Here is a 19,762-nt window from a genome sequence, read left to right as displayed (position 1 = left end):
TGTGAGAAGTGCGAGGTAAGCTCACACAAACGCAGGTGCCAGACGATCCGGCATGGAGGCCGCATGTACGCGATGGAGCGACACGAGCACATCCTCGACGCACTCGCCCGATCCGGGCGCGTCTCGGTCGCCGGCCTCGCCGATGAACTCGACGTCACCGCAGAGACCATCCGCCGCGACCTCGACGCGCTCGAGCAGGCCGGGCACCTCCGCCGGGTCCACGGCGGCGCCGTCGGCGCGGGGCGTGCGAGCCTCGCTGAGACGACCGTCCTCGAGCGCACCGGCCAGCACGCCGACGCCAAGCGGGCGATCGCACACGAGGCCATGGCGCTCGTGCCGCCGAACTTCCGGGGCTCGATCCTGCTCGATGCAGGCACCACGACCGGCGCGCTCGCCGAGGCGCTCGTCGGCTGGCACCCCGCGAACGGCACGCCGCCGCTCACGGTCTACACGAACTCCGTGCCGATCGCGGCCCTCCTCCACGGCAGCCGTGACCTCGTGGTCCGCATCATCGGCGGGACCATCCGCGGTATCACGAGCGCCGCCGTGGGGCCCGCCGCGATGGCCCAGCTCGCCGAGATCCGCCCCGACATCGCCTTCATCGGGACGAACGGCGTGAGCGCCGAGTTCGGGCTCTCCACGCCCGACGAGCTCGAGGCGCAGGTCAAGCAGACCATGGTCGACCGGGCCCGGCTCGCCGTGGTGCTCGTCGATTCGTCCAAGCACGACGACGAGGCCCTCCAGCGATTCTCCGCCCTCGACGAGGTCGACGTGCTCATCACCGACGCGCAACCCGGGCCGGCGCTCGCGGTCGCACTCGACGAGGCCGAGGTGGAGGTGCGCGTCGCATGATCGTCACCCTGACCGTCAACCCGTCGCTCGATCGCACGGTCGAGCTCGACCGGGCGCTCGAGCGCGGCGAGGTCCAGCGCGTCGCACGCAGCGTCGAAGAGCCCGGCGGCAAGGGCGTCAACGTCACGCGCGCCCTCGTCGCCGCCGGCGCCGACTCGATCGCCGTCCTGCCGGGTCGAGCGGACGACCCGCTGGTGGTCGCGCTCGCCGCGGCCCGGCTGCCCGTCGCGACCGTCCCCATCGCCGGTCGACTCCGCTCCAACATCGCGATCACCGAACCCGACGGCGTCACCACGAAGCTGAACGAGCCGGGGCCGGCGCTCGACGACGACGAGCAGCGCGCCCTCATCGGTGCGGTGGTCGAGCGGTCGACGGATGCCTCGTGGCTCGTCCTCGCGGGCTCGCTCCCGCCGTCCCTGCCCGACGACTTCTACGTCCGCGTCGTGCGCGAGGCGCGAGCCGCGGGTGGTGCCGCGCGGATCGCGGTCGACACGTCCGGCGCACCGCTCGCCGCGCTCGTCGACTCCGGCGAGGAGATCGACCTGATCAAGCCGAACGGCGAGGAACTCGCCGAACTCACCGGCGAGATCGACCCCGAGGCGCTCGAGGCCGATCCCGAGCGGGTCGCCGCCCTCGCCGCACGACTCGCGCCCCGCGGCATCCGCTCGGCGCTCGTCACGCTCGGCGCCCGGGGCGCCGTCCACGTCGGGGCGGAGGGCGCCTGGTTCGCCCCCGCGCCGCGCATCGACGCACGCAGCACGGTCGGCGCGGGCGACAGCTCGCTCGCCGGCTTCCTGCTCGCCGTGACCGAGGGGGCCGCGTCCGACCGGGCGCTCGCCCAGGCGGTCGCACACGGGGCGGCCGCCGCGTCGCTCCCCGGTTCGGCGGTCCCCACCAGGGCCGACGCCGACGCCACCGCCATCACCGCAATCCGAATCCGGGGCGCCGTCGCCCCGATCGTCCACTAGGAGGAATCGATGTCCACCGTCATCGACCAGCGGCTCGTCAGCCTCGACGAGCCCATCGGCGCCGACAAGGCCGCCGTCATCCGCTCCCTCGCCGACGCCGTCGTCGCCGCGGGCCGTGCCACCGCCGCCGACGCGCTCTTCGCCGACGCGTGGGCCCGTGAAGAGAAGGACTCCACGGGCGTCCCGGGCGGCATCGCCATTCCGCACGCCAAGTCCGACGCCGTGACCGAGCCGACGCTCGCCGCTGCCCGGCTGCCCGAGGGGGTCGACTTCGGCTCGTTCGACGGGCCGGCCGACCTGGTGTTCCTCATCGCGGTCCCGACCGCCTCGACCCAGGACCATCTCGCGGTCCTCTCGACGCTCGCGCGGTCGCTGATCCGCGAGGACTTCGTCGCGTCGCTCCGGTCCGCGCCCGACGCCGCGACGTTCGTCGCGCTCGTCGAGGAGGCGCTCGCCCCCGAGCCCGAGACGGTCCCGGCCGCCGCGGCAGCAGGCGCGACGGCTGCGGGCGCGGGCGCGACCGCGACTGACGAGCCTGCGGCATCCGCGCACCGTCACGCGGGCGCCCCGGTGCTCATCGCGGTCACGGCCTGCCCGACCGGCATCGCGCACACCTACATGGCGGCCGACGCGCTCGCCGCGGCCGCGAAGAAGGCCGGCGTCGAACTGCATGTCGAGACGCAGGGATCCTCCGGCTCCACGCCGCTGGCGCCCGACGTCATCGCGCGAGCCGACGCGGTGGTCTTCGCCGTCGACGTCGACGTCCGCGACAAGAGCCGGTTCGCCGGCAAGCCCGTCGTGCAGGGGCCCGTCAAGCGCGGCATCGACCACCCCGGAGACATGATCGACGAGGCCGTGGCCGCGATCGACGACCCGTCCGCCCCGCGCGTGCAGGGCGAGGCCGGGGCCGAGACCGCCGCGACGGCGGCCGCGAACGAGCACTTCGGCCAGAAGGTCAAGCGCGTGCTCCTCACCGGCGTCAGCTACATGATCCCCTTCGTGGCCGGCGGCGGCCTGCTCATCGCCCTCGGGTTCCTCTTCGGCGGGTACGACATCACCGCGAACGCCACCGAGATCATCACGACGAACAACCTGTTCGACCTCCCCGAGGGCGGACTGCTCGTCTACCTCGGTGCGGTCTTCTTCTCGATCGGCGCCATCTCGATGGGCTTCCTGGTACCGGCGCTCGCGGGCTACATCGCCTTCGCGATCGCCGACCGCCCCGGCATCGCGCCCGGCTTCGTCGCCGGCTCGGTCGCCGGCCTCATGGGCGCGGGCTTCATCGGCGGTCTCGTCGGCGGCATCCTCGCCGGCTGGATCGCGTTGGTGTTCGCCCGCCTCGACGTGCCGCGCTGGCTCAGGGGCCTGATGCCCGTGGTGATCATCCCGCTCGTGGCCTCGATCGTGGCATCCGGTCTCATGATCGTCGTCCTCGGCGGCCCCATCGCGGCCCTCTCGACCGCGCTCAACGACTGGCTCGCCGGCCTCTCCGGCGCCGCGGCGGTCGTGCTCGGCCTGATCCTCGGCGCGATGATGGGCTTCGACCTCGGCGGGCCCGTCAACAAGGTCGCGTACTCGTTCGCCGTCGCCGGTCTCGGCGCCGCCACGGTCGAGAACCAGGCCCCGCTCATGGTCATGGCCGCGGTCATGGCCGCGGGCATGGTGCCGCCGCTGGCCATGGCGCTCGCCACGGTGCTCGACCGCAGGCTGTTCACGCCCGTCGAGCGCGAGAACGGCAAGGCGGCCTGGCTGCTCGGCGCCGCGTTCATCTCGGAGGGCGCCATCCCGTTCGCCGCGGCCGACCTGTTCCGCGTCATCCCAGCCATGATCCTCGGCGGTGCCGTCGCCGGTGCGATCTGCATGGGCATGGGCGTCACGTCGCAGGCACCGCACGGCGGCATCTTCGTGTTCTTCGCCATCGGCAACCTGCTCTGGTTCGTCCTGGCGATCATCGCCGGCTCGGTCGTCGGCGCGCTCGTGGTCATCGCGCTGAAGCGCTGGGCGCACCGCCGCACGATCCGCGAGGAGGTCGCGGAGGGCGAGCCCTCGATCGTCGCAGCCTGATCGGCGCGACACCGAAGGCCGGCACCACCTCTTGGTGCCGGCCTTCGGCCGTGCGCAGGGCGATGGCCGCGGGCTCGGGGTGAGCGATGGCGAGCGGATGCCGCGGCTCAGCGCCTCGGCTTGAGCCGGACGGTCGGGAGCTCGGGCGCGGGCAGCGGGTCGCCGTCGTAGCCGGCGACGGTGCCGAACGGGCCGTCGGCGTCGTTGCGGGCGATGACGTCGGACTGCCAGCGGCGGCGGAACTCGACGATCTCGTCGTGCGAGCGGCCGATGAAGTTCCACCACATGACCAGCTCCTCGCCGAAGGGCACGCCGCCGAGGAGCACCACCCTGACCGGGTCGGCGTCGGCGCGGAGGCGGACGCGCTCGTGCCCGCGCTCGAGGTGCGCGAGGTGCGCCCACGGCACCTCGACCGGCGCCTCGGCGCCCGGCACCTCGAGGAACGCCGGCCCGGCGTCGACCAGGATGCCGTGCTCGAAGGACGGATCGAGCTCCAGCTCGACCGTGCCTCCGGCCGGGAGGTCGACCTGCGCGCCGAGGAGCGGTGAGAAGACCGTGACCGATGCGGCGGCGGCATCCGTCGGCTCACCGTCGCCCGTGAGCTCGCCGACGAACACGCGCACGGTCGCATCGCCGAGCCGGAACGGCGTCGTGTCGGCATGTTCGAAGAACGGCGCGACCGACCTCGACTCGTCGGGCAACGCGACCCAGAGCTGCACGCCGTGCAGGCGCGTCGTGCCCGGGGTCGAGACCTCGGAATGCGAGATACCGCGGCCGGCCGTCATCAGGTTGACACCGCCGGGCCGCACCAGCTCGTGACTGCCCGTGGAATCCCGGTGCTCGATCTCGCCCTCGAAGAGCCAGCTCACGGTCTGGAGCCCGGTGTGCGGATGCGGCGGCACGATCATGCCGCCGGTCTCGGCGACCTCGTCGGGACCGTAGTGATCGGCGAAGCACCAGGCGCCGATCGTCGTGCGCCCGCGCTGGGGGAGGGTGCGGCGGACGGGCATCGCCCGCGGGCCGCCGAGCGGGACCTCGCGGTACTCGTGGACGTCGACGCCGGGGCCCGTCATCTCGTCGGGCGGGCAGAGCAGTTCGACGGGATCGCGCTCGAGGTTGCTCATTCCCGCATCCTACGCGCGGGCGACGAGCGCTTGGCCGGGCCGACCCGCAGCACGTCTTCCGCGGCGTCGGTAGGGCCGGAGGTCCCGGCTGCGGTGGCCGACGTCGTGGCACCATGTCGCCATGACCTCGCTCACCGGACCCCGTCGTCTCCTGCTGGCCGGCCTCGCGATCGCCTCGACGCTGCTGCTCACCGGCTGCAATCCGGGTTCGGGGGCCGTCGAGGACTTCCCCGGACTGCCCGTCGCCGAGGAGGAGGCGACCGAGGAGGCAGGGGGCGAGGAGACGGACCTCGGCGGCGGGACCGAGGAGGAGACCGATGAGGAGGATGTGGTCGAGGAGCCCGAGCCCACCGGCGACGAACCGTACGTGCAGTACCTCGACGACGGCGGCAAGCTGGCGATCACGATCTGGGGCTCGTCGACCTGCCCGGTCGTGCCGACCGAGATCACGGTGCTCGCCGAGGCCGGCGAGGGCAACGCCGTCGAGGCCGTGCTGCCCGAGCCCGAGACGGGGCCGTGCACGGCGGACTTCGTCCCGCACACGACGGTGTTCTGGACGCCGGTGTTCACGACGACGACCGAGCCGCTCGAGGTCACGATCGGCGACCAGGTCGTGACGGTGCCGGTCAAGTAGCCGTCGTCCGTCGCGCCGGCGACGTCAGGTGCCCCGGGCGCCGACGCGTCAGCCGTGCCCGAGCGTGAGGTCGACGAACAGCTCGCTCGCGACGCGCTCGAGGTCGTCGCGCACGTCGGCGGGGTCGCCGCCCGGAGGCACCCGCACGACGAGGTGCGCCTCGAAGAGCCGCCCGCCGGCCATCGGCGCATCGCGCTGGCCGGTCGTGATCGTCTCGATGCTGAGTCCGTGCCGGGCGAGCACCGCGGAGATGTCGCGCACGATGCCCGGGTGGTCGTTGCCGATGAGGTCGATGCGGAACGGCGTCCACGACGCGGACGCCTCGGTTGCCGCGCGCGCGTCGGCGCCGGGGTGCGCCGAGACCTCCATGAGCCCGTCGAGGCCCTCGAGCGCCGCGCGCAAGGCGGCCCCCTGCTCAGCGGGGACGTCGACCACGACGATGCCGGCGAACTGGCCCGCCAGCTCGGCCATCTGACTCTGCTCCCAGTTGCCGCCGTGCTCGCCGATGGCGTCGGCGAGCGCCTCGACGAGTCCGGCGCGGTCGTCTCCGATGACGGTCAGCACGAGTCTGGGCATGCGTGCATCAAACCACGCGCCGCGACGCGCGTCGAGGGCGTCAGCGGCCGCCCGCCCGCGTCGGCCCGGATGCGTCGGGGGCGGGCGCCGCGGCATCCGCTCGCCGCAGCACGAGCAGGTCGCCGATCTCGCAATCGAGTGCCCGGCAGATCGCCTGCAGCGTCGAGAAGCGGATGGCGCGTGCCCGGTCGTTCTTCAGCACGCTGAGGTTCACGACGCTCACGCCGACGAGGTCGGCGAGCCGGGTGAGCGTCAGCCCGCGTTCGGCGAGCAGCTCGTCGAGCCGGCAGTGGACGTCGTGGGCCTCGTCGACCTCGGCGGGCGCCATCAGACGAGCCCCTCGGTGTCGCGCTGCAGGCGCTCGCCGACGGCGAAGGCCGTCGCGATGATCGCGACGATGAACGCGCCGAGGACGTACGGCATCAGGTCGACGCTCATGATCACGTTGTCGAACTCGCGCTCGGAGATGCGCGCGAAGGCGCCGTTGGCGGCCATGTTCCGGAAGAACGGCACCGCGGCCGCTCCGAGCAGCCCGACGGTGCCGGCGGTGCCCACGAGCCGGGTGTTGCGCCGGCTGAACACCCGCCCCCGGAGGGTCGATCCGCTGAGCAGGACCAGGCAGGCGACGACCGCCGTCACGGTGAGGGCGAACGTCACCTCGGCGAGCACGAGGGCGACGAGCGATGCGCCGGGCAGCTCGTCGGTGAAGAGGAACGCGCGGTCGAGCTCGACGGTGACGGGGATGCCGCCCGGCCCGATCGGCGCCTCTGCGGGCGTGCCCGCGAACTCGCCGAGCACCCGGACGTCGCGGGAGCTGAGCGCGTCGATGATGCGGAGGACCGCCCCGACGACCGCCCAGGCGACGATGCCGACGCCGGCGACCATGAAGGCCCAGATGCCGATCGTGTCGGCGCGGGAGGGGATGCTGGGGGCGGTGCGGAGGTTCGGGTCCACGGGGAGGCCTTTCATATCGAGAATCGATAACAACGATATTCGATACGGTACGGATGCGATGCGGCGCTGTCAACACTCGCCGACCAGCCACGCGGCATCCGATCGGCTCCTCGCGACGAACCACGTCACGGAGCGTGCGCCCGTGGCGAACAGCGGCCCACCATGCAGCCGCGGTCGTTACCGTTGAACGTAACGACGCCCCTACCCGGCGTCGGCGAGGAGTTGAGATGTTCGAGAGATTCACGGACCGAGCCCGTCGTGTCGTCGTCCTGGCCCAGGAAGAGGCCAAGATGCTGAATCACAACTACATCGGCACCGAGCACATCCTGCTCGGCCTCATCCACGAGGGTGAGGGCGTGGCCGCGAAGGCGCTCGAGTCGCTGGGGATCTCCCTCGATGCCGTCCGCGAGCAGGTGCAGGACATCATCGGGCAGGGCCAGCAGCAGCCGACGGGGCACATCCCGTTCACCCCGCGCGCCAAGAAGGTGCTCGAGCTGAGCCTCCGCGAGGCGCTGCAGCTCGGCCACAACTACATCGGCACCGAGCACATCCTTCTCGGCCTCATCCGCGAGGGCGAGGGCGTCGCCGCCCAGGTGCTCGTGAAGCTCGGCGCCGACCTCAACCGCGTGCGCCAGCAGGTCATCCAGCTCCTCTCCGGCTACCAGGGCAAGGAGCAGGTGCAGGTCGGCGCGAACGAGCAGCAGCAGCCGCAGGGCGGCTCGCAGATCCTCGACCAGTTCGGCCGCAACCTCACGCAGGCCGCGCGCGAGTCGAAGCTCGACCCGGTCATCGGCCGCGAGAAGGAGATCGAGCGGGTCATGCAGATCCTCTCGCGCCGCTCCAAGAACAACCCGGTGCTGATCGGCGAGCCCGGCGTCGGCAAGACCGCCGTCGTCGAGGGCCTCGCGCAGGCGATCGTCAAGGGCGAGGTGCCCGAGACCCTCAAGGACAAGCAGCTCTACTCGCTCGACCTCGGCTCGCTCATCGCCGGCTCGCGCTACCGCGGCGACTTCGAGGAGCGCCTCAAGAAGGTCACCAAGGAGATCCGCACGCGCGGCGACATCATCGTCTTCATCGACGAGATCCATACCCTCGTGGGTGCGGGCGCCGCCGAGGGCGCGATCGACGCCGCGTCGATCCTGAAGCCGCTGCTCGCCCGCGGCGAGCTGCAGACCATCGGTGCGACCACGCTCGACGAGTACCGCAAGCACTTCGAGAAGGACGCCGCGCTCGAGCGCCGCTTCCAGCCGATCCAGGTCGCCGAGCCGTCGCTGCCCCACGCGATCAACATCCTGAAGGGCCTCCGCGACCGTTACGAGGCGCACCACAAGGTCTCCATCACGGATGGCGCGATCGTCGCCGCCGCGAACCTCGCCGACCGCTACATCAGCGACCGGTTCCTGCCCGACAAGGCCATCGACCTGATCGACGAGGCCGGCGCCCGCCTGCGACTGTCGATCCTCTCGTCGCCGCCCGAGCTGCGCGAGTTCGACGAGAAGATCGCCGTCGTGCGCTCCGCGAAGGAGACCGCGATCGAGGAGCAGGACTTCGAGAAGGCCGCATCGCTGCGCGACGAGGAGAAGAACCTGCTCGGCGAGCGGCTCCGCCTCGAGAAGCAGTGGAAGTCGGGCGAGGTCAAGACGACCGCGGTCGTCGACGAGGGCCTGATCGCCGAGGTGCTCGCGCAGGCCACCGGCATCCCGGTGTTCAAGCTCACCGAGGAGGAGAGCTCGCGACTGGTCTTCATGGAGAAGGCGCTGCACGAGCGCGTCATCGGCCAGGAGGAGGCGATCTCCGCCCTGTCGAAGACGATCCGCCGCACGCGTGCGGGCCTGAAGGACCCGAAGCGCCCCTCGGGGTCGTTCATCTTCGCCGGTCCCACGGGCGTCGGCAAGACCGAGCTCGCCAAGGCCCTCGCCGAGTTCCTCTTCGACGACGAGTCGGCGATGATCTCGCTCGACATGTCGGAGTACGGCGAGAAGCACACGGTCTCGCGACTCTTCGGCGCCCCTCCCGGCTTCGTCGGCTTCGAGGAGGGCGGCCAGCTCACCGAGAAGGTGCGCCGCAAGCCGTTCTCGGTCGTGCTGTTCGACGAGATCGAGAAGGCCCACCCCGACATCTTCAACTCGCTCCTCCAGATCCTGGAGGAGGGTCGCCTGACCGACGGCCAGGGTCGGGTCGTGGACTTCAAGAACACCGTCATCATCATGACGACGAACCTCGGCACGAAGGACATCTCGGGAGGCCCCGTCGGCTTCCAGGTCGAGGGCGACACCCGCACGGGCTACGACCTCATGCGCGCCAAGGTGAACGAGGAGCTGAAGAAGCACTTCAAGCCCGAGTTCCTGAACCGCGTGGACGAGATCATCGTCTTCCCGCAGCTGTCGAAGGAGGAGCTCCTCCAGATCGTCGACCTGTTCATCAAGCGCCTCGGCGAGCGGATGCTCGACCGCGACATGACAGTGGAGCTCACCACCGCGGCCAAGGAACGGCTCATCGAGGTCGGGTTCGACCCGGCCCTCGGCGCCCGCCCGCTCCGTCGCGCGGTGCAGCACGAGGTCGAGGACCGCCTGTCCGAGAAGATCCTGCACGGCGAGCTCAACTCGGGCGACCACGTGCACGTCGACTTCCGCGACGGCGAGTTCGTGTTCACCACGACCCAGCGGGCGCTGCCCGTCGGCGTCGGCGTGAACACGGGCGCGGCGATCGGCACCGGGCCGGCGACGCCCGACCTGGCCGCCGGCCAGTAACCCGGTTCTCCACGACGGGGCGGATGCTGCGGCATCCGCCCCGTCGTCGTTCCCGTGCTCGACGGGGATATCGTCGAAGGGGAGTTCCCCGGACGTGGACTGCGAGGCGAACCGCGATGAGTCATCCGCTGCTGGACTGGGCCGACGCGAGCCTGCCCGCGATGCTGCACGACATCGAGCACCTGGTGCGCGTCGAGTCGCCGTCGGCCGACCATGCGGCCGTCGCCCGGTCGGCGGATGCGGTCGGCGAGGTCGGCGAACGCCGGCTCGGGTTCGCCCCCGAGCGGATCGTCGTCGACGGCTGCACCCACCTGCGCTGGCACCTCGGGTCGCCAGAGCCCGATGTCCCGCGCGTGCTCCTGCTCGCGCACCACGACACGGTGTGGCCGATCGGCTCGCTCGAGACGCATCCGTTCTCGATCCAGGACGGCGTGATCCGGGGGCCGGGATGCTTCGACATGCTGACCGGCCTGGTCATGGCCGTGCACGTCATGGCGCAGGTCGGGCACCTGCCCGACGCCGCGGTCACCCTGCTCGTGACGGGAGACGAGGAACTCGGGTCGCCCAGCTCCCGCGAGCTGATCGAGCAGGAGGCCGAGGGATGCGTCGCCGCGCTCGTGCTCGAGGCGAGCGGCGACGGCGGCGCGATCAAGATCGGGCGCAAGGGCACGTCGAACTACACGGTCGCGATCACCGGCCGCGCGGCGCACGCCGGGCTCGAGCCGGAGAAGGGCCTGAACGCGACGGTCGAGCTGGCCCACCAGGTCGCCGCCGTGGTCGGGTTCGCGGATGCCTCCCTCGGCACGACGGTCACGCCGACCGTCGCGCAGAGCGGCACGACCGTGAACACCGTGCCCGCCCATTCGTCGTTCGAGGTCGACGTCCGTGCGCTCACGTCGGCCGAGCAGGAGCGCGTCGATGCGGCGTTCCGTACGCTCGCCTCGGCCACGGGTGCGCGCATAGCGGTGCACGGCGGCATCAACCGTCCGCCGCTCGAGGTCGCCGCGACCGAGGGGGTGTGGCGGCGCGCTCGCGCCGTGGCGAGCGAGCTCGGGCTCGACCTGCCCGACGCGATTGTCGTCGGCGGCGCATCCGACGGGAACTTCACCGCCGGCATCGGCGTGCCGACGCTCGACGGGCTCGGCGCGGTGGGCGGTGGCGCGCACGCCGACCACGAGCACGCGATGGTCGACGACATCCCGAACCGCACCGCACTGCTCGCCGGGTTGATCCGCGACCTGCTCGGCGTCGATCGAGCCCGGTGAACGCGGTCGGACCGGTCCGTCGGCCGGTGCCCGGCGGGCGCAATACGATGAGCGGGTGACCCAGCCTCCCATCACCGTGCGCCGGGCGCGCACGACCGACGTGCCGAAGATCGTGGACCTGGTCGAGCCGCTCGTGGCACGACGCATCCTGCTCGGCAAGGAGCGCGTCGACCTCTACGGGGCGGTGCAGGAGTTCCGCGTCGCGGAGACCGCCGACGGCACGGTCGTCGGTTGCGGCGCGCTGCACGTCATGTGGGAGGACCTCGGCGAGGTCCGAACGCTCGCCGTGGGCGACGAGTGGCTCGGCCATGGCGTCGGGCACGCGCTCCTCACCGCGCTGGAGGCCGACGCGCGCGAACTCGGGCTCAGCCGGCTGTTCTGCCTGACCTTCGAAGTCGCGTTCTTCGGGCGCCACGGCTTCGAGGACATGGGCGTCGAGACCGTGGATCCCGAGCTCTACGCCGAGCTCGTGCGCTCGCACGACGAGGGGGTCGCCGAGTTCCTCGACCTCGCGCGCGTCAAGCAGAACACGCTCGGCAACACCCGGATGCTGAAAGTCCTCTGAGCGTTCCTCATCCGAGTCGGGGCGCGCCGGGGCGCCGACCGCCCCGGTTCCCCGCATCGCCGTAGCCTGAGCGCATGTCCACCGATCGTCCCGCGCCAGGGCGCCTACCCGCTTCGGTGTACCGGCGTCGTCGGCTCGTGGTGCTGCTCGGGCTCGTCGCGGTGATCGTCGCGGTCGTGCTCGTCTTCGTCCGACCGGGCGCCAGCCAGGGTGACGACGTCGGCGTGCCGACGCCCGCGAGCCCGACGCCATCGGCGCCGGCCACCGTGGGGACGAACGCGACGGATGCCGCGTCGCCGCCCGCGAGCGAGCCGGCCGCGGAACCCGCGGCCGACGGGGACCCGTGCACGCCCGAGCAGATCACCGTCGAGGCCGTCACCGACGCGGCGGTGTACGCCGCGGGCGAGCAGCCGAAGCTGTCGGTCACGATCACCAACACCGGATCGAACTCGTGCGTCATGAACGTCGGCACGACGGCGCAGGTGTTCACGATCACGAGCGGGGCCGACACGTACTGGACCTCGACCCACTGCCAGGTCGACCCCGTCGACGCGGAGGCCTCCATCGAGCCGGGTGCGCCGGTCTCATCGAGTGAACCGATCACGTGGGACCGCACCCGCTCGAGCGCCGACACGTGCGGCGGCGAACGCGCGGGCGTTCCCGCGGGTGGCGCCTCGTATCACCTGAGCGTCAGCGTGGACGGCTTCGAGTCGTCGACCTCGAAGCAGTTCCTGCTCTACTGACCGAGTGAGCACGCGTCGTGCCGGCGCATGTGTCCGCGTATGACGGCGCGTCGTTGATCCCGCGAGGAACGCTCAGCAGGATCGGAGTCGGACCAACCATCCTGCGGTCCACGGGGTCCGCGGTGTTACCTCGCGCCGCGGGCCCTCGCCGTGGATCCGGCCCCGAACCCATCGGCACCGGTCGGCGTCGATAGGCTGGAGCGATGGCCGGTCCGAAGCGTTCGAAGCCCACGCAGCCCGTCGAGTTCCGCTCGCAGGCACTCGCCGAGGCCCTCGAGCGACAGGACATGGCGGCGGTCGCGTTGGCCCTCCGCAACGGCAACACGGTCGTCCCGCTCATCAAGCCCGGGCCGCGCGACAAGCCGCTCGACGGCGGCGAGGTGTGGACCTACCGCGATCCGAAGACGGGCGAGGTCGCGCTGCTGCTGTTCAGCGACGCGAAGCACAAGCCGGCGAACCTGCCGCCGGCGGTGGGGCTGCAGAGCCCGGCCTGGCTCAAGACCTTCCTCACGCGCTACGAGACGACGATCACCACGGTCTTCCTCGACATCGCCGGCCCTCATCCGATGCAGGCCTCGCCGACCGAGCTGTTGCGGGCGCTCGAGATCTAGAACGCCGCGTCGAGTTCGCGTTCGCGAGCGCCACCGGCGGCCATCATCGCGCGCTCGACGGCCGCGCGCACGCTGCCGAGTTCGTCGTCGAGCAGGGCGCGGTAGCCCAGTCGCGTCGCTTCGGCGGCGCGCTGGCGCGCCGAGGCGACCGGCCGCACCTCGCCGGCGAGGCTGATCTCGCCGACGGCGGCGAGGTCGTGCGGGACCGCCCGATCGCGCATCGCACTGGCGATCGCGACGGCGATCGCGAGGTCGGCCGCGGGTTCGACGAGTCGCACACCGCCGACCGTCGAGACGTAGACATCGTGTTCGCCGAGCTGGCGGAGGCCGGCGCGACGCTCGAGCACGGCGATGATCATGGCGACCCGGGATGGGTCGACGCCGTTCACCACACGGCGCGGCTGCGGGGCCTTCGTGCCCACCACGAGCGCCTGCACCTCGACCGGCAGCGCCCGGCGCCCCTCGAGGGCGACGGTCACGCACGTGCCGCTCACGGCGTTCCGCGAGCGGCTGAGGAAGAGCCCGGAGGGATCTGGCACCTCGGCGATGCCGTCGCCCGTCATCTCGAAGCAGCCGACCTCGTCGGTCGGCCCGAACCGGTTCTTCAGCGCGCGCACGAATCGGAGTGCGGTCTGTCGGTCGCCCTCGAACTGGCAGACGACGTCGACGAGGTGCTCGAGCAGCCGGGGGCCGGCGATCGTGCCGTCCTTCGTGACGTGACCGACGAGGAGCACCGGCAGCTGTCGTTCCTTCGCGACGCGGATGAGCGTCGACGCGACCTCGCGGACCTGGCTCGGCTGGCCCGGCAACCCGTCGGACAGCGCGCTCGACACGGTCTGCACCGAGTCGACGATGAGCAGCTCGGGGGAGACCTGGTCGACCTGGCCGAGGATCGTGGCGAGGTCGGTCTCGGACGCGAGGTAGAGCTCGTCGTGGAGCGCACCGGTGCGACCGGCGCGCAGACGGACCTGCGCGGTCGACTCCTCGGCGCTCACGTAGAGCACCCGTCGCCCCGCGGCGGCGACCCGGGCGGCGACCTCGAGCAGCAGCGTCGACTTGCCGACCCCCGGCTCACCCGAGAGCAGGATCGCGGCACCCGCGACGATGCCGCCGCCGAGGACCCGGTCGAACTCGCCGACCCCGCTCGGGCGATGCGCCGCATCGTCGCTCTCGACGATCGCCGAGATCGGCCGCGCGGCACGCCCGGCGTTCGGCGCGACCGGCTGGAGGCCGCGGACGATACCGGTCTCGACCCCGGCCTCGACCACGGTGCCCCACTGCTGGCACTCGGCGCAACGGCCGACCCACTTGACGGTGCTCCACCCGCATTCGGTGCACCGGAACGCGGTCGTGGATCTCGCCATGCCCCGAGACTAGGCGAGGCCCCCGACATCGGCGGGGAAGCGCGCCTCGAGCGACGCCAGGACGGAGGGCCGGAACGCGTCGGCCCACACCTGGTAGCCGTGGTCGTTCGGGTGGAACCAGTCGTTCGCGAAGTGCGTGAAGATGCGCCGCCATCCGCGCACGCGGGTCTCGCGGTGCAGCCGCACGACCTCGAGCCCGAATTCGGCGGCCACCCGGCGGAGGATGAGGTTCGCCACGGCGACCCTCCGCTCGTTGTGGGGGAAGTAGAAGAACGGAAGGTCTGCGACGATGGCGTGCGACGGCACGGCGGCGAAGATCGTCCGGAGGTTCCGCTCGAACGCCTCGGGATCCCACTTCGCAATGTCGTTCGCGCCGATCGAGACCGTCATGACGTCGGGTCGGTACTTCGCGAGCTTCGGCAGCTGGTCCTGTACCGCGAGCGTCGTCGTCGCACCCGAGACGCTGAGGTTCACCACGCGGACGGTCCGCCCGGTCGTGTCGCGCATGAGTCGCGCGAGCAGGCCCACGTAGCTGTGGTCGGGCCGGCTCGCGCCGATACCCTGGGCGGCGCTGTCGCCGAGGGCCACGTACAGGATCTCGCCGCGCACCTTCGCGTGGTCGCGCCACCACTTCGAGTGCACGGGCAGGGTCTCGTTGAGGATCAGGCTGTTCTCGGTGATCCGTGCGCGGAAGCGCCGCCAGGCCGCGCGGAGCGCGAGCACGAGGCCCGCGAGCAGTGCGATCGGCACCAGCGCGGCGATGACGGATGCCGCGGGCGGACGTTCCTCGACCATGGCGCGACGCTATGGCCGGTGTCTGAACGGGCGCTGAACGGCGACGTCGCCGATGCGCGCCGCCGCGGCATCCGCTCGTTTTGGCACCTCGCGCGCGGGCCGCTATCATCGTTCTCGGTACCGTGTCCGAGCGGCCGAAGGTGCAACTCTCGAAAAGTTGTGTGCGTGAAAGCGCACCGTGGGTTCAAATCCCACCGGTACCGCCAACCGAACGCCCCGCATCCGAGTGATGCGGGGCGTTCGTCGTGTCGGAGGCGCTCCGGCGCCTGCGGGCGGCGTCACCACCCGCCGCGCGTGGGCGTGTGCCCCTCGCGTGCCGCCCCCGGCATCGGCATCTCGGCGCGGAGGCCGAGCAGGCGGATGGCGCGGCCGGTGTCGCGCTTCGCGGCGAGATCGAGCACGTGCGCGAGCACCTCGTCGGGATCGGTCGTCGGCGGACGCACGCGGCGGCTGAACGTCTTGGTCGTGAACGGCACGTAGCGCACCTTGAGCGTGAGGCCGATGACGGGCCGCCCCTCGGCGTCGACGTCCGCGAGCACGTGCGCGACGAGTTCGCGCAGCGCCGTATCGACCTCGGCGGGTTCGGTGAGGTCCTGCTGGAACGTCGTCTCGCGGCTGTGGCCCCGAGCCACCCACGGGGTGTCGTCGACGACGCTCGTGCCTTCGCCGCGCCCGACCGTCCGGTACCACGGGCCCATGCGCGGGCCGAACTCGCCGACCAGCACGTCGGGGTCGGCGTCGGCGAGCTGCGCCACGGTCGCGATGCCGTGCGTGCCGAGCCGGCGCCCGACGCGCGACCCGACACCCCACAGGGCGGTCACGGGCCGGTCGCCCATGACGGCCGTCCAGTTCGCGGCGGTGAGCCGGAACACCCCCTGCGGCTTGCCGAAGCCGGTCGCGACCTTCGCGCGCAGCAGCGTGTCGCCGATGCCGACGCTGCAGTGCAGGCCCGTGCGCTCGAGCACCTCGCGCTGCAGGTCGCGCGCGGTCGCCTCGGGGAACGCGGCGGTCACGCCCACGAACGCCTCGTCCCAGCCGAGCACCTGCACCACGGCACCCGGATGCGCCCTCAGCGTCTCCATGACCCGAGCGGATGCCGCGGTGTAGGCGTCCGCGTCGACCGGGAGGATCACGGCGTCGGGCGCCTTCCGTGCGGCGATGCGCAGCGGCATCCCCGACCCGACGCCGAACTCGCGCGCCTCGTACGAGGCGGTGGAGACGACCGCGCGCTCGGCGGGGTCGCCCCGTCCGCCGACGATCAGCGGGCGTCCGGCGAGTTCCGGATGCCGCAGCACCTCGACCGCGGCGATGAACTGGTCGAGGTCGACGTGCAGCACCCAGGAGTGCTCGCGAACCCCCATGCAGGCCAGACTCCCGCCGCGTGCGCGTCGCACGCAAGTACCGGAAGCGAACACGCCTGCACAACCTCTTGCACTCAGGAAGCATTCAGGAGGACAGTAGGCACCAAACGGAAGGAGAATCGATGAGTTTCCTCGCATTCCTGCTCCTCGGCCTGATCGCCGGGGCCATCGCCAAGCTGATCCTGCCCGGGAAGCAGGGTGGCGGCTGGTTCATCACCCTCCTGCTCGGCGTCATCGGCGCCCTGCTCGGCGGGTGGCTCGGCAGCGTGCTCTTCGGCGTGCAGCTCGGTGAGTTCTGGAACCTCACCACGTGGTTGCTCGCCATCGGCGGCTCCATCATCGTCCTGCTCATCTACGGACTCATCGTCGGTCGCAAGAAGACCGCCTGATCTCCTCGACGCTGCACCCGGTGGCCCGGTCGACCTCGTGTCGGCCGGGCCGTCGGCCGTTCCGGTGCGCGTGGGTCAGGCCGCAGCCCGAGCGTGCGCGACCTCGACGAAGCGGCGCAGCATCCGCTGCGGTTCGGTGACCGACACCGAGTTCACGCGATCCCGGAGCGCCTCGAGTTCGTGCGCGGGGAAGTACCCGTGGTGCCGGTAGACCCCGGCCCTCGCGATGAAGTCCGCCGCCGAGACCTCGGGATGGAACTGCGTGGCGTACACGTGGGTCCCGGCACGGTAGACCTGCACCGGGCACCCCGCCGATCGGGCGAGGTGCACGACGCCGTCGGGGAGCCGGCTCGTCGCCTCCTTGTGGCCGACGAGCGCATCGAACCGCGCGGGCAGCCCGGCGAGAAGCGGATCGACGCGGCCCGCATCGGTGAGCGTGATCTCGACCGGGGCGGCCTCCTCGCCGTAGAGGGTGCCGACCTCACCGCCGAGGACGCGGGTCAGGATGCCGATGCCGTAGCAGGTGAACAGCAGCGGATGGTCGGCGGCGAGTGCGCGCTCGGCGAGGCGGGCGAGGTCGGCTTCGACGCGGAGCTGTGTCGCGTGCTTGCCCGACTCGGGCGTCGTCACGTTGTACGGGCTGCCGCCCACGATGATTCCGGCGTAGCGGCGAGGGTCGAGGTCGCCGATCGGCTCGACGTCGAGGCGCAGGTGGTCGAGGCGTCCGGCATCGAGTCCCGTCGCGCGTCGGACCGACTCGTACTCGGGTCCGACCGCCTCGATCTCGGGCCGCGCGGAGAGGAACAGGAACTCGTTCGTCATCGTCATCGGCGCTTGCCGCCCTTCCGTCGGCCCTGCGCGCCCGCACGGCGCGAGCCTCGTCGCGCGCCGCCGGCGCCGCGACCCGCGGCGCGCCCGGACTTCGCCGAGGCGGTGCGCTCGCCACGGCTGCCGTCCGACGCGGCGCGAGGCCGTTCGGTCCGGGCGTCGCCGCCCGAGTCATCCGCCGTGCCGCCGCCCCGGGAGCTGCGCGACGTCCGACCGCGCACGACGCCGACGAACTCCTGGATGTCGTCGTCGTCGCGTTCGACCCGCCACACGAGCGCGATGCGCGTCCGCGCTGCATCCGCCACCGGGATCGCGACGACGTCGCGGCGATGGTGCAGGCGCGCCACGCCGTGCGGGAGCATCGCCCAGCCCGTGCCCGCGGCGACGAGCTCGACGGTCATCGCGGGGTCGTCCTGCTCGGGCGCCCGCGTCTCGTGGACGAGGTCCGCGAGCGCGAGCTCCTCGGCGTCGGCGAACGCGTGGTCCTTCGGGAGCACCGCGACCGCGACCTCCTCCCACAGCGGGATCACGTGGAGTCCCTCGTCGTCGATCGGCAGGCGCACGAACGCGAGGTCGGCGTCGCCCGCCCGGAGCTCGCCGAGCTGCTCGGGCTGGTCGACCCTCGTCGCCTCGAGCGGCAGGTCGGGGCGACGGCCGGCCCATTCGCGAAGCCACTTCGCGGGGCTCACCCCGGCGACGTACCTCAGCCGCAGCGACACGTCCGACCTCGTTTCCGCCGCGCGCGCGGCCCTCTCAGGCTAGCGCCGGGAGGCACGACCGTGAGGCCCGATGCGCGCGCCGAGGCGCCGACGCGACTACCGTGGAGGGGTGAACGCCGACAAGCCCCGCCAGTCCCAGTCGATGAAGCCGGAGACGGCGGCCAAGAAGCTCGGCATCCTGCTCGACGCGACGCCCGACGAGTTCCGTGCTTCGCCTGTCACGCGCGACGAGCTCGCCGCGCTGCAGGCCGAGCCGCCCGAGTGGCTCGCGACGCTGCGCCGCGACGGCCCGCACCCGCGCAGCGTCGTCGCCGCCAAGCTCGGCGTCTCGAACTCGGGCCTCGCCCGTGCCGGCATCACCGATCCCCTGACGAGCGCCGAGATCAAGGCGCTGCTCGAGGCGCCGCCCGCGTGGCTGGTCGAGGAGCGCGCCCGACAGGCGGGAGTCCGCGCCGAGAAGCGACGCATCGCCGAGCGCGACGCCGAGCGTGCCGCTCGCAGCGACGACGGTCGCGGAGGCGGCGGAGGCGGTGCCGGCGTCTGAGCCGGCGGTGACACGCCCTCAGGCCGCGTAGCGCGCCGCCAGGAAGGCGCGCACGTCGCCGATCTCCCGATCGGACACCGAGTGGCCGAGCCCCTCGTAGACGCGCTGGTCGAGCGACGCGTGGGCCGGCAGCCATTCCTGCGTCCGCACCACGGAACTCGCCGGGATCACCTCGTCGGCCGTGCCACGCCCCCAGAAGACGGGCGGCGCGAGTTCCGCCATCCGCTCGTCGCCCTCGCGGGAACCCGGCAGCGCGAACCCTGCGAGGCTCACCGCGAACGCGAACCGGTCGGGTGCCCGGCGCAGCAGCTCGAGCGCCATCGCGCCGCCCTGCGAGAAGCCGAGCAGGCCGATGGCCGTCTCGCCGGGCGCCACGCGGTCGAGCCACTCGATCACGGCCGTCGTCGCCTCCTCGGCGCCGGTCATCGCGAACTCCTCGCCCTGCGCGATGAGCGGGAACCACGCGTGCCCGTACCCGGTCGAGATCGGCGCGCGGAGCGAGGCGATCGCCGGCTCGAGCGGGAGGTACGGGCTCAGCCCGAAGAGGTCGCCCTCGTGCGAGTTGTAGCCGTGCAGCAGCAGCAGGAGGGGGCGCCCGGCCCGGTCGGCGGGCGAGGCCGACCACATCACCGCCTCGTCGTCGATCCGCATCCGGG

General features: G+C 72.1%; 21 protein-coding genes and 1 tRNA gene. 12 read left to right on the top strand and 10 right to left on the bottom strand.

Annotation, left to right across the window (positions count from 1 at the left end; genetic code table 11):
- The first annotated feature begins 63 nt into the window (after positions 1-63).
- From ACIQH8_RS06785 to ACIQH8_RS06775, 3 genes are read left to right on the top strand one after another with little or no spacing between them, the layout of a single operon-like run.
- Positions 64-852, top strand: coding sequence for a DeoR/GlpR family DNA-binding transcription regulator (locus tag ACIQH8_RS06785; protein ID WP_400996336.1), 789 nt, complete (start codon positions 64-66; stop codon positions 850-852).
- Complete coding sequence (locus ACIQH8_RS06780) at positions 849-1,820, top strand: 1-phosphofructokinase family hexose kinase (RefSeq protein ID WP_400996334.1); 972 nt, start codon at positions 849-851, stop codon at positions 1,818-1,820. Before ACIQH8_RS06785 ends, ACIQH8_RS06780 begins: the two co-directional genes overlap by 4 nt.
- A gap of 9 nt (positions 1,821-1,829) precedes the next feature.
- Complete coding sequence (locus ACIQH8_RS06775) at positions 1,830-3,884, top strand: fructose-specific PTS transporter subunit EIIC (protein WP_400996332.1); 2,055 nt, start codon at positions 1,830-1,832, stop codon at positions 3,882-3,884.
- A 107-nt stretch (positions 3,885-3,991) separates the two neighbouring features.
- On the opposite strand, the gene ACIQH8_RS06770 is transcribed toward ACIQH8_RS06775, so the two are convergent.
- On the bottom strand, positions 3,992-5,008 hold the full coding sequence (locus ACIQH8_RS06770; RefSeq protein WP_400996330.1) for a pirin family protein: 1,017 nt from the start codon (positions 5,006-5,008) through the stop codon (positions 3,992-3,994).
- Positions 5,009-5,129: 121 nt separating this feature from the next.
- Between ACIQH8_RS06770 and ACIQH8_RS06765 the strand changes: the two genes are divergently transcribed.
- Positions 5,130-5,642: a hypothetical protein gene (locus ACIQH8_RS06765; RefSeq protein WP_400996327.1), complete on the top strand. Its 513-nt coding sequence runs from the start codon at positions 5,130-5,132 to the stop codon at positions 5,640-5,642.
- 48 nt (positions 5,643-5,690) lie between these two features.
- Here ACIQH8_RS06765 and ACIQH8_RS06760 read toward each other — a convergent pair whose 3' ends face one another.
- From ACIQH8_RS06760 to ACIQH8_RS06750, 3 genes are read right to left on the bottom strand one after another with little or no spacing between them, the layout of a single operon-like run.
- Positions 5,691-6,218, bottom strand: a complete 528-nt coding sequence (locus tag ACIQH8_RS06760) for a glycine cleavage system protein R (protein ID WP_400996325.1) — start codon at positions 6,216-6,218, stop codon at positions 5,691-5,693.
- Between the two features lie 40 nt (positions 6,219-6,258).
- The gene (locus ACIQH8_RS06755; protein ID WP_400996323.1) at positions 6,259-6,546 is read right to left on the bottom strand and encodes a helix-turn-helix domain-containing protein; all 288 of its coding nucleotides are present in this window, start codon (positions 6,544-6,546) and stop codon (positions 6,259-6,261) included.
- Positions 6,546-7,172 carry a hypothetical protein gene (locus tag ACIQH8_RS06750; protein ID WP_400996321.1) on the bottom strand — a complete coding sequence of 209 codons (627 nt, stop codon included), beginning with the start codon at positions 7,170-7,172 and terminating at the stop codon, positions 6,546-6,548. The genes ACIQH8_RS06755 and ACIQH8_RS06750 overlap by 1 nt, the downstream gene beginning before the upstream one ends.
- Positions 7,173-7,399: 227 nt before the next feature.
- Here ACIQH8_RS06750 and ACIQH8_RS06745 point away from each other — a divergent pair, with 227 nt between their 5' ends.
- The 5 genes from ACIQH8_RS06745 (at position 7,400) to ACIQH8_RS06725 (ending at position 13,106) form a co-directional block, all read left to right on the top strand.
- Entirely contained in the window at positions 7,400-9,922 is a 2,523-nt protein-coding gene (locus ACIQH8_RS06745; protein WP_400996319.1) for an ATP-dependent Clp protease ATP-binding subunit, read from the top strand.
- A gap of 116 nt (positions 9,923-10,038) precedes the next feature.
- Positions 10,039-11,187, top strand: coding sequence for a M20 family metallopeptidase (locus ACIQH8_RS06740; RefSeq protein WP_400996317.1), 1,149 nt, complete (start codon positions 10,039-10,041; stop codon positions 11,185-11,187).
- A 55-nt stretch (positions 11,188-11,242) separates the two neighbouring features.
- Positions 11,243-11,752, top strand: a complete 510-nt coding sequence (locus tag ACIQH8_RS06735) for an amino-acid N-acetyltransferase (protein ID WP_400996314.1) — start codon at positions 11,243-11,245, stop codon at positions 11,750-11,752.
- A 74-nt stretch (positions 11,753-11,826) separates the two neighbouring features.
- Positions 11,827-12,495, top strand: coding sequence for a hypothetical protein (locus tag ACIQH8_RS06730; protein ID WP_400996312.1), 669 nt, complete (start codon positions 11,827-11,829; stop codon positions 12,493-12,495).
- Between the two features lie 203 nt (positions 12,496-12,698).
- Complete coding sequence (locus ACIQH8_RS06725; protein ID WP_400996309.1) at positions 12,699-13,106, top strand: dehydrogenase; 408 nt, start codon at positions 12,699-12,701, stop codon at positions 13,104-13,106.
- Here the strand turns inward: ACIQH8_RS06725 and radA are convergent.
- Entirely contained in the window at positions 13,103-14,470 is a 1,368-nt protein-coding gene (radA, locus tag ACIQH8_RS06720; protein ID WP_400996305.1) for a DNA repair protein RadA, read from the bottom strand. The two genes, ACIQH8_RS06725 and radA, sit on opposite strands and share 4 nt — an antisense overlap.
- Before the next feature lie 9 nt (positions 14,471-14,479).
- Positions 14,480-15,265 carry an SGNH/GDSL hydrolase family protein gene (locus tag ACIQH8_RS06715; protein ID WP_400996303.1) on the bottom strand — a complete coding sequence of 262 codons (786 nt, stop codon included), beginning with the start codon at positions 15,263-15,265 and terminating at the stop codon, positions 14,480-14,482.
- 116 nt (positions 15,266-15,381) lie between these two features.
- Between ACIQH8_RS06715 and ACIQH8_RS06710 the strand changes: the two genes are divergently transcribed.
- Positions 15,382-15,471: transfer RNA gene (locus tag ACIQH8_RS06710), tRNA-Ser, on the top strand.
- Between the two features lie 72 nt (positions 15,472-15,543).
- Here the strand turns inward: ACIQH8_RS06710 and ACIQH8_RS06705 are convergent.
- Entirely contained in the window at positions 15,544-16,626 is a 1,083-nt protein-coding gene (locus ACIQH8_RS06705; RefSeq protein ID WP_400996301.1) for a DNA polymerase IV, read from the bottom strand.
- Between the two features lie 122 nt (positions 16,627-16,748).
- Between ACIQH8_RS06705 and ACIQH8_RS06700 the strand changes: the two genes are divergently transcribed.
- A complete protein-coding gene (locus ACIQH8_RS06700; protein WP_155051465.1) occupies positions 16,749-17,015 on the top strand; it encodes a GlsB/YeaQ/YmgE family stress response membrane protein in 267 nt (88 codons plus the stop codon).
- Between the two features lie 75 nt (positions 17,016-17,090).
- On the opposite strand, the gene ACIQH8_RS06695 is transcribed toward ACIQH8_RS06700, so the two are convergent.
- Together ACIQH8_RS06695 and ACIQH8_RS06690 are read right to left on the bottom strand one after the other, a co-directional pair.
- Complete coding sequence (locus ACIQH8_RS06695; RefSeq protein ID WP_400996299.1) at positions 17,091-17,843, bottom strand: glutamine amidotransferase; 753 nt, start codon at positions 17,841-17,843, stop codon at positions 17,091-17,093.
- A complete protein-coding gene (locus ACIQH8_RS06690; RefSeq protein WP_400996297.1) occupies positions 17,840-18,562 on the bottom strand; it encodes a LysR family transcriptional regulator substrate-binding protein in 723 nt (240 codons plus the stop codon). The genes ACIQH8_RS06695 and ACIQH8_RS06690 overlap by 4 nt, the downstream gene beginning before the upstream one ends.
- A gap of 142 nt (positions 18,563-18,704) precedes the next feature.
- On the opposite strand from ACIQH8_RS06690, the gene ACIQH8_RS06685 reads away from it, so the two are divergent.
- On the top strand, positions 18,705-19,106 hold the full coding sequence (locus tag ACIQH8_RS06685; RefSeq protein ID WP_400997874.1) for a DUF5997 family protein: 402 nt from the start codon (positions 18,705-18,707) through the stop codon (positions 19,104-19,106).
- A gap of 18 nt (positions 19,107-19,124) precedes the next feature.
- Here the strand turns inward: ACIQH8_RS06685 and ACIQH8_RS06680 are convergent, their stop codons facing one another.
- A complete protein-coding gene (locus ACIQH8_RS06680; protein WP_400996295.1) occupies positions 19,125-19,757 on the bottom strand; it encodes an alpha/beta hydrolase in 633 nt (210 codons plus the stop codon).
- Positions 19,758-19,762 lie beyond the last annotated feature (5 nt).

Source organism: Agromyces sp. GXQ0307 (assembly GCF_044769845.1).
In the GTDB taxonomy this organism is placed as follows: Bacteria; Actinomycetota; Actinomycetes; order Actinomycetales; family Microbacteriaceae; genus Agromyces.
Note: the sequence above shows the minus strand (reverse complement) of the source record. Positions and strands in the feature narration are given on the sequence as shown.

What these genes read in the sequence shown, in the direction of transcription:
- ACIQH8_RS06715 (WP_400996303.1), bottom strand. Translation starts at nt 15,265, where the DNA reads ATGGTCGAGGAACGTCCGCCCGCGGCATCCGTCATCGCCGCGCTGGTG.
- ACIQH8_RS06740 (WP_400996317.1), top strand. Translation starts at nt 10,039, where the DNA reads ATGAGTCATCCGCTGCTGGACTGGGCCGACGCGAGCCTGCCCGCGATG.
- ACIQH8_RS06730 (WP_400996312.1), top strand. Translation starts at nt 11,827, where the DNA reads ATGTCCACCGATCGTCCCGCGCCAGGGCGCCTACCCGCTTCGGTGTAC.
- ACIQH8_RS06695 (WP_400996299.1), bottom strand. Translation starts at nt 17,843, where the DNA reads ATGACGATGACGAACGAGTTCCTGTTCCTCTCCGCGCGGCCCGAGATC.
- ACIQH8_RS06760 (WP_400996325.1), bottom strand. Translation starts at nt 6,218, where the DNA reads ATGCCCAGACTCGTGCTGACCGTCATCGGAGACGACCGCGCCGGACTC.
- ACIQH8_RS06785 (WP_400996336.1), top strand. Translation starts at nt 64, where the DNA reads ATGTACGCGATGGAGCGACACGAGCACATCCTCGACGCACTCGCCCGA.
- ACIQH8_RS06685 (WP_400997874.1), top strand. Translation starts at nt 18,705, where the DNA reads ATGAAGCCGGAGACGGCGGCCAAGAAGCTCGGCATCCTGCTCGACGCG.
- ACIQH8_RS06705 (WP_400996301.1), bottom strand. Translation starts at nt 16,626, where the DNA reads ATGGGGGTTCGCGAGCACTCCTGGGTGCTGCACGTCGACCTCGACCAG.
- ACIQH8_RS06700 (WP_155051465.1), top strand. Translation starts at nt 16,749, where the DNA reads ATGAGTTTCCTCGCATTCCTGCTCCTCGGCCTGATCGCCGGGGCCATC.
- ACIQH8_RS06770 (WP_400996330.1), bottom strand. Translation starts at nt 5,008, where the DNA reads ATGAGCAACCTCGAGCGCGATCCCGTCGAACTGCTCTGCCCGCCCGAC.
- ACIQH8_RS06780 (WP_400996334.1), top strand. Translation starts at nt 849, where the DNA reads ATGATCGTCACCCTGACCGTCAACCCGTCGCTCGATCGCACGGTCGAG.
- radA (WP_400996305.1), bottom strand. Translation starts at nt 14,470, where the DNA reads ATGGCGAGATCCACGACCGCGTTCCGGTGCACCGAATGCGGGTGGAGC.
- ACIQH8_RS06775 (WP_400996332.1), top strand. Translation starts at nt 1,830, where the DNA reads ATGTCCACCGTCATCGACCAGCGGCTCGTCAGCCTCGACGAGCCCATC.
- ACIQH8_RS06755 (WP_400996323.1), bottom strand. Translation starts at nt 6,546, where the DNA reads ATGGCGCCCGCCGAGGTCGACGAGGCCCACGACGTCCACTGCCGGCTC.
- ACIQH8_RS06765 (WP_400996327.1), top strand. Translation starts at nt 5,130, where the DNA reads ATGACCTCGCTCACCGGACCCCGTCGTCTCCTGCTGGCCGGCCTCGCG.
- ACIQH8_RS06745 (WP_400996319.1), top strand. Translation starts at nt 7,400, where the DNA reads ATGTTCGAGAGATTCACGGACCGAGCCCGTCGTGTCGTCGTCCTGGCC.
- ACIQH8_RS06725 (WP_400996309.1), top strand. Translation starts at nt 12,699, where the DNA reads ATGGCCGGTCCGAAGCGTTCGAAGCCCACGCAGCCCGTCGAGTTCCGC.
- ACIQH8_RS06680 (WP_400996295.1), bottom strand. Translation starts at nt 19,757, where the DNA reads ATGCGGATCGACGACGAGGCGGTGATGTGGTCGGCCTCGCCCGCCGAC.